The sequence below is a fragment of the Microcystis sp. M31BS1 genome (assembly GCF_020245285.1).
Classification (GTDB): domain Bacteria; phylum Cyanobacteriota; class Cyanobacteriia; order Cyanobacteriales; family Microcystaceae; genus Microcystis; species Microcystis panniformis.
Genome location: NZ_JADBVE010000293.1, coordinates 1 through 6,961, shown reverse-complemented (window position 1 = coordinate 6,961; position 6,961 = coordinate 1). Strand labels below are relative to the sequence as shown.

At 40.5% G+C, this 6,961-nt stretch carries 7 protein-coding genes; 4 read left to right on the top strand and 3 right to left on the bottom strand.

What is annotated here, in order from left to right; all coding sequences use genetic code 11:
- Positions 1 to 128: 128 nt before the first annotated feature.
- Positions 129 to 3,182, top strand: a complete 3,054-nt coding sequence (locus IM509_RS16865) for a type ISP restriction/modification enzyme (protein ID WP_185237810.1) — start codon at positions 129 to 131, stop codon at positions 3,180 to 3,182.
- 202 nt (positions 3,183 to 3,384) lie between these two features.
- On the opposite strand, the gene IM509_RS16860 is transcribed toward IM509_RS16865, so the two are convergent.
- The gene (locus tag IM509_RS16860; RefSeq protein WP_185237811.1) at positions 3,385 to 3,780 is read right to left on the bottom strand and encodes a helix-turn-helix domain-containing protein; all 396 of its coding nucleotides are present in this window, start codon (positions 3,778 to 3,780) and stop codon (positions 3,385 to 3,387) included.
- A 158-nt stretch (positions 3,781 to 3,938) separates the two neighbouring features.
- Here IM509_RS16860 and IM509_RS16855 point away from each other — a divergent pair, with 158 nt between their 5' ends.
- Positions 3,939 to 4,232 (top strand): hypothetical protein, encoded by a 294-nt coding sequence (locus IM509_RS16855; RefSeq protein ID WP_072927475.1) that lies wholly within the window; start codon positions 3,939 to 3,941, stop codon positions 4,230 to 4,232.
- On the opposite strand, the gene hrcA is transcribed toward IM509_RS16855, so the two are convergent.
- Positions 4,219 to 5,295 carry a heat-inducible transcriptional repressor HrcA gene (hrcA, locus tag IM509_RS16850; RefSeq protein ID WP_008207188.1) on the bottom strand — a complete coding sequence of 359 codons (1,077 nt, stop codon included), beginning with the start codon at positions 5,293 to 5,295 and terminating at the stop codon, positions 4,219 to 4,221. The two genes, IM509_RS16855 and hrcA, sit on opposite strands and share 14 nt — an antisense overlap.
- Positions 5,296 to 5,431: 136 nt before the next feature.
- On the bottom strand, positions 5,432 to 5,770 hold the full coding sequence (locus IM509_RS16845) for a rhodanese-like domain-containing protein (RefSeq protein WP_052275325.1): 339 nt from the start codon (positions 5,768 to 5,770) through the stop codon (positions 5,432 to 5,434).
- 209 nt (positions 5,771 to 5,979) lie between these two features.
- Here IM509_RS16845 and IM509_RS16840 point away from each other — a divergent pair, with 209 nt between their 5' ends.
- Both IM509_RS16840 and IM509_RS16835 read left to right on the top strand, forming a co-directional pair.
- The gene (locus IM509_RS16840) at positions 5,980 to 6,207 is read left to right on the top strand and encodes a hypothetical protein (protein WP_052275324.1); all 228 of its coding nucleotides are present in this window, start codon (positions 5,980 to 5,982) and stop codon (positions 6,205 to 6,207) included.
- Entirely contained in the window at positions 6,207 to 6,656 is a 450-nt protein-coding gene (locus IM509_RS16835; RefSeq protein ID WP_052275323.1) for a type II toxin-antitoxin system VapC family toxin, read from the top strand. Before IM509_RS16840 ends, IM509_RS16835 begins: the two co-directional genes overlap by 1 nt.
- Positions 6,657 to 6,961: the final 305 nt, after the last annotated feature.

Below are 6,961 nucleotides of genomic sequence, written 5' to 3'. Positions count from 1 at the left end.
GGCACCCCCCTTAATAAGGGTAGATCCCCCCGCCTATCGGCACCCCCCTTAATAAGGGGGGCAGGGGATCAGAGTCCAAAATCTATCTTCTCTTTGATTATAACTACTTATTTACCTCCTCTAAGCCCATGTCTAGATTATTAATCAGCCAGTATCAGGCGGAAGTTGAAAAGATTGTCCAATATGGCGGCAGTCGCAAGGAAACTTCGATTAGAGTCGCTTTTCAGAATTTGTTAAATGACTATTGCAAGGCGCGGGATTTTTTGTTAATTCCGGAGTTGGATTATCGCACTAAGTCGGGAAAAGTTGTCTATCCTGACGGGACGGTAAAGGATGCTTTACGGTTAGATTGGGGATATTGGGAAAGTAAGGATCAATACGATAATTTAGATGAAGAAATTGAGAAAAAGTTAGCGAAAGGCTACCCTAATGACAATATTTTATTTGAAGATTCCCAGACGGCGGTTTTAATTCAAGGAGGAGAGGAAAGACTGCGCGTCTCGATGCGCGATGATGAGGCTTTGGATGGGATTATTAATGCTTTTATCAATTATGTCCGTCCGGAGGTTGAAGATTTTCGAGAGGCGATTGATAGTTTTAAGGAAGATTTACCAACAATTTTAGAAGCGTTGCGGGGTTTAATTGCGCGACAGTCGGAGACGAATCGGAATTTTGTGACAGCGCGGGACAAATTTTTAGAGATTTGTCGCAAGTCAATCAATCCAGAAATTAGTCTGGAAGATGTGCGAGAGATGATTATTCAGCATATTCTGACAGAGGATATTTTTATCAATATTTTTAATGAGTCCCAGTTTCACCGGGAAAATAATATCGCTAGGGAATTACAGGGAGTGATTGAAACTTTCTTTACTGGTAATACTAAGCGCAATACTTTAGGGACTATTGAACGTTATTATGCAGTAATTCGGCGGACGGCGGCGAATATTTATAACCACCACGAGAAGCAGAAGTTTCTCAAGGCGATTTATGAGAATTTTTATAAAGCATACAATCCGAAAGCGGCGGACCGGTTGGGAATTGTCTATACACCCAATGAAATTGTCCGTTTTATGATTGAAAGTGTGGATTATTTAGTCCACAAGCATTTTGGTAAGTTGTTGGCGGATCCAGGAGTAGAAATTTTAGATCCGGCGACGGGTACAGGAACTTTTGTGACGGAGTTGATTGAGTATTTACCGAAGGATAAGTTACAGTACAAGTATAAGCATGAGATGCACTGTAATGAGGTGGCAATTCTGCCTTATTATATTGCTAATTTGAATATTGAGTTCACCTACAAGCAGAAGATGGGTGAGTATGAAGAGTTTGAGCATATCTGTTTTGTCGATACCCTGGACCATGCTGCTTTTCATCTCAAGCAGATGGATTTGTTTGCCATGTCGGTGGAGAATACCCAACGCATTCAAAATCAAAATGACCGCAATATTTCTGTAATTATTGGTAATCCTCCTTATAATGCTAATCAGCAAAATGAGAATGACAATAATAAAAATCGGAAGTATCCTGCTATTGATAAGCGCATTAAGGATACTTACATCGAAGAGAGTACCGCGCAGAAGACAAAGCTATATGATATGTATTCTCGCTTCTTTCGTTGGGCTACTGATAGGTTAGGTGAAAATGGTATAATAGCTTTTATTACTAACTCTTCTTTCTTGGATGGTCGCTCCTTTGATGGATTTAGAAAATGTATTGAAGAAGAATTTACTTGCGCTTATTTTATAGATTTAGGTGGTAATGTCAGAAAAATTTCTGGTAGAGATGGTATTTTCATTGGTGAAAAACACACAATTTTTGGTGCTGCTGCTATGACAGGTATTGTGATAAGTTTTTTGATTAAAGACAATCATAATAATCGAAATAAGCTTTTTTATGCGAATCCTTTTGATGTTCATGAATTGCGACAAAATAAACTTAATTATCTGCAAGTAAATGATTTCAAAGATATTCACTTTGAGCATATCATACCAGACAAAAAACATAATTGGATTGAACAATCAGATAATGATTTTAATAGCTTAATACCTGTAGTTGATAAAGATACTAAGCTGTCCAAAGATCAAATTCATGAAGTTGCAATATTTAAGTTGTACACAAATGGAATAAAGAGTAATAGAGATGAATGGGTATATGATTTCAATTCACAGCAACTTGAGAGCAAGATAAGTTATTTTATCGATATTTATAATTCAGATATTTTTAAATACGCAGAAACGTCTTTGTTTTCCAATATAAATATTGATGAAATGGTAAATCTTAATATTAAATGGAGTCGAGATTTAAAAAAGCACTTAATTTCTAGGCATAGCATTACTTTTGATAGAGCAAAAATTATATTTTCTCTATTTCGCCCTTTTATAAAGCAATTATTTTACAGCGATTTTATACTCAATGATGTTCTAACTAACTATCATGCAGAATTGTTTGGGAAAGGATTTGATTATAGTAATAGTGTTATTTATTTTTCAGGTACTCCGCTTTCTAAACCTTTCCAAGTGTTTGCATCTAATGATTCTGCTAATTATGATTTTCTAGAAAAAACTCAATGTCTCCCCCTCTACCGCTACGACAAAGAAGGAAACCGCATCGATAATATCACCGATTGGGGATTGCAACAATTCCAAAACCATTACAACGATAAAACCATCACCAAACTCCACATCTTCCACTACACTTATGCAGTCCTTCATTACCCGGAATATCGCAGTAAATACGAATTAAACCTCAAGCGAGAATTTCCCCGGCTTCCCTTTTATGATAACTTCTCTCAATGGGTAGAATGGGGAAGCAAACTAATGGAATTACATATCAACTATGAAACCGTCGCACCCTACCCACTAACCCGCATTGATACTAATAATAACCTCAAACCCAAAACTAAACTAAAAGCTGACCGAGAAAAAAATTCTATCAACCTCGATGATGTCACTTTCCTACAAGATATTCCCAAAATTGCCTGGGAATATAAACTCGGTAATCGTTCGGCCCTAGAATGGATATTAGATCAATATAAGGAAAAGAAACCCAAAGATCAAACCATCGCCGAAAGATTTAATCATTATCGCTTTGCCGATTATAAAGAAACAGTAATTGACTTATTACAACGAGTCTGCACTGTCAGCGTCGAAACCATGAAAATAATAGAAGCGATGAGACATTAAAAAGATTGCTTCTGGGAAATCTTATCCTATACTCTGCCCCCAGTAAAAACTTTTTGCCGCAAACCCTAAGTAGGGAGGCACAATTATTTGTAGGATGGGTTAGCGGTAGCGTAACATGAGCGGGCGTTGGGTTTCATGCTTCAACCCAACCTACGTTCATCTTATATTTAATTCCACCCACCCACTTACTTTCTATTCTTGTCTAAGTTGTTGTAGTTTTTCTGTCTCTTTTGCGGGTGGTTGTATAGTTTTTTTTGCGGGTTATTCTCAAGCGTTCGGCTATTCTTGCCACTGTCGCCACACTTAACACTATACCAGTTCTTTCTAGGAATAGTGTTGATAGTTCAGCTAGAGTTGCGTCATTATTTTCCTCAATTAACTCACCGAGGACGAGCATTTGTTCTGGCGTGAGTTTTAAATGACGTCCACATCGATAAGTCTTCGGTCGAAGATCTCCCGTGTCTCGATATTGTTTCAAAAGCTTTTGTACAAAACTTAGGGTTACGCAGAATCTTTTCGCTAATTGTCTTTGAGAGATGGGTTCGTTATAATAACAGTCGAGGATTTTCTGACGGAACTCTACTGGATAGGATTTCATTTTTTGTGCGGTTTAGCTATCGATGACATTATACTTCATATTTGTGAGAAAGAAAGAAAAATGTTATAGTGGGTTTTCTGGCGCGACGCAAGCGATCGCTAAAGATGTTATTATCTAGGACAGTCAACTGAAAATTCCCGCAACCTTCCTAGCCACCGATGAGAGCGATCGCTAAAGATGATATTCTTTATATTCACCATGAGGATGTGCCGGTTTACAAAAAAGGCGGTTCAGTGGTGAGAAATAGTTATTTTTGGGCGCTAAAATCGATCGCCTGTGGAGCGCGTCGGGGACAGGATTGGGAGTTCGATGCGGAGGTGTGGGTGGCGCTGGTGCGGATGTTGCTCTGTTTTGCCAATTCTGGCTATTTGGGCGATGGTGAGACAATTTTAGAGTTTACTGTCGATTCTCCCATTCCCGAACCTTTGCGGGGGATATCTACTTACTTATAGCCTCGCTGAGATAGTTAGCGGTGGATTCCACTAGGGGAATAGTATTTTCGTATAACATTCGCGTCGGTCCGATAATGCCAACACTACCGACGGGAGTATCTCCCTGTTTATAAAAAGCGGAGATAAGAGTACAAGGGCGCATGGATTCCAGAGGATTTTCGGAACCAATAGTGATTTTGACTTTTTTAGCTGATTTTTCCGGTTCTGGTCTTTGTAAAATCAGGGGTAAAAGGCGATCCTGTTCTGCTTCCAATAGATGCAGTAACATTTGTACTTGTTGCCATTGGGCGAATTCGGGCTGTCGAATGACTTCAGCGACACCATGGACGATAATTTCTGGGGTGGCAGTGGATTGGAGACTAGCGCCGATTTCCTGGCTTAATTGTTGGAGAAAATGGGTATAACGGGTAAATTCTCGCTCGATTTGCTGCCAATCGAGGTTAATTAAATCTGCCAAGCAATAACCCTTTAATTTTTCCCCCAGAAAATTAGAGAGGATTTGTAATTCTTCTGCTAATCCATCCTTCTTGTCCGTTGCCATAGACTCAGGAATTTCTATCATAACCGAGCGTGTTTGTAAACTATCTGTAACAATAATTAACATGATCTGCCGGTCCGAGACGGGGACTAATTGCAGATGACGCAGGGTATTGGTGAGGGTGTGGGGGAGGGTAACGATAGCGATATAACCGCTTAAACCGGCTAAAAGTTGGGTGGCCCGTTGCAGCAGACTTTCGAGACTCCAAGCGGGAGATTTAGCGTTTTGATGCAGATAATAGCCGATTTTTTCGCCGATACGGTCATCGGGAGTCATCAACTCATCGACGTAGAGACGATAACCCCAATCGGAGGGAATGCGTCCGGAGGAAGTGTGGGGTTGATAGAGTAAACCTTCTTTTTCCAGTTTACCGAGAGCATTGCGAATCGTGGCGGAACTAACAGTAAACTTGTACTCATCAAGTAGAGTTTTCGAGCCAACCGGTTCGGCCGTGGCGATATAATGTTGGATTGTCGCCTTTAAGATATGTTGATAGCGATCACTGAGATGGGTTCTAGCGGACATAGGGGAATAATCTTAACAAAAGATTTATAACATTTTTTTAGACAGTATAACGCTTAATCAGTTATCAGTTATCAGTAATCCATGGTGAGAAAGGGGATAGTTTGCCTCTCTCTTTTCCCGATGGTGGCCATGAAAATTAGTAACGGGGAATATTAGGATCGACGAGGAGGGAATAAGCATCGATGCCACCGTTAATATTCTTAACATTAGTAAAACCCTGACTTTGTAGCCATTGGCACATTTGCAGGGATCTCATGCCATGGTGACAGATAACGAGGGTTTCCGCTTGGGGGTTGAATTGGCTGGCAATAGTGGGCGACCATTCTTGGTATTGACTCAAGGGTAAAATGGTAAAATTGGCTACAGATGCGATCGCAACTTCCTCTGGTTCGCGCACATCAATAAGTTGTAAATTAGGATCATGATCGGCTAAACGGAGAGCGAGTTCATGGACGCTAATTTCGGGAATGCTCATAGATTTGGTTTTAAGAATCGGTTATCTTTCCTTTAGAGTAGCAAATCGAGGGACCCTGAGCGGTTAGGGACTTGCGTAGGAATAATATCCCAGCCAAGTGGGGGGATTTGGTCAGTGCCAGAGCGGGGGGGTGATATAATGGGGAAACGGCAGGTATTGAAGAGATTGATGCTTTTTAGTAGGCCGATTAATCGACAAGCTGAATTTCGATGAATATTGAACAAGCCGTTATCGAAAACTTGCGAAAACTTCCTTTAGAAAAACAACAAGAAGTCTTAAACTTCAGCCAATTTCTAACTCAGATAACTTCGCCAAAAATTGCAGAGATGACCTCCCACGAAAAAGCAGAAGATTGGCTAAAATTTCTGGAAAGTCAACCCAAGGATACCCCCGGATTACCCGATGAAGCCTTAGGGCGTGAAACTATCTATGACTGATGGCTAAATATCTATTTGATACCAATATTTTACTCAGGCTGAGTGACCGAATTTCCGCTAATTATGCCTTAGCAAGAGATGCGACCTATATCTTAATAGAGCAAGGACATAAATGCTGCTTGACCTCACAAATTATCATTGAGTTTTGGGTAGTTGCCACCCGTCCTACTGAGGTTAATGGGTTAGGCTGGACTCCTGAAAGAACTAAAAATCAAATCAATCAATTTCTAACCAGATTCACTGTCCTCGAAGAAACGCCAGAGATATTTCCCCTTTGGTTTCAATTAGTCACTGACTATAACATCAAGGGAAAAAGAACTCACGATATTAGGCTTCTGGCTGTTATGAAAGCTCATAGTATCACTCATTTATTAACCTTTAATCCTGATGACTTTGTTCCCCTTCCTAATATCATCATCCTTCAGCCGCAAGACTTACTTAATCCCTAATGGTGAGGGGAATTCTGGGGAACAGAAAAAAGCGCATTTGCCCCCGGCTGGATTTCAGTTAAGCTTTGATCAGAGGTTATTGCAGGAGGGAGTTATTGATACCGAATAGATTCACCCAGATGTATTGCGCTGAAACTATCTTTTCCCCGGTTTTTTATCCTCTGATTAATTTTTAAGTTGTACTGTATTCTCCCCACTTCCCCACTTCCCCACTTCCCCACTTCCCCACTTCCCCACTTCCCCACTTCCCCACTTCCCCACTTCCCCACTTCCCCACTTCCCCACTTCCCCACTTCCCCACTTCC

What these genes read in the sequence shown, in the direction of transcription:
- IM509_RS16865 (WP_185237810.1), top strand. Translation starts at nt 129, where the DNA reads ATGTCTAGATTATTAATCAGCCAGTATCAGGCGGAAGTTGAAAAGATT.
- IM509_RS16860 (WP_185237811.1), bottom strand. Translation starts at nt 3,780, where the DNA reads ATGAAATCCTATCCAGTAGAGTTCCGTCAGAAAATCCTCGACTGTTAT.
- IM509_RS16855 (WP_072927475.1), top strand. Translation starts at nt 3,939, where the DNA reads ATGAGAGCGATCGCTAAAGATGATATTCTTTATATTCACCATGAGGAT.
- hrcA (WP_008207188.1), bottom strand. Translation starts at nt 5,295, where the DNA reads ATGTCCGCTAGAACCCATCTCAGTGATCGCTATCAACATATCTTAAAG.
- IM509_RS16845 (WP_052275325.1), bottom strand. Translation starts at nt 5,770, where the DNA reads ATGAGCATTCCCGAAATTAGCGTCCATGAACTCGCTCTCCGTTTAGCC.
- IM509_RS16840 (WP_052275324.1), top strand. Translation starts at nt 5,980, where the DNA reads ATGAATATTGAACAAGCCGTTATCGAAAACTTGCGAAAACTTCCTTTA.
- IM509_RS16835 (WP_052275323.1), top strand. Translation starts at nt 6,207, where the DNA reads ATGGCTAAATATCTATTTGATACCAATATTTTACTCAGGCTGAGTGAC.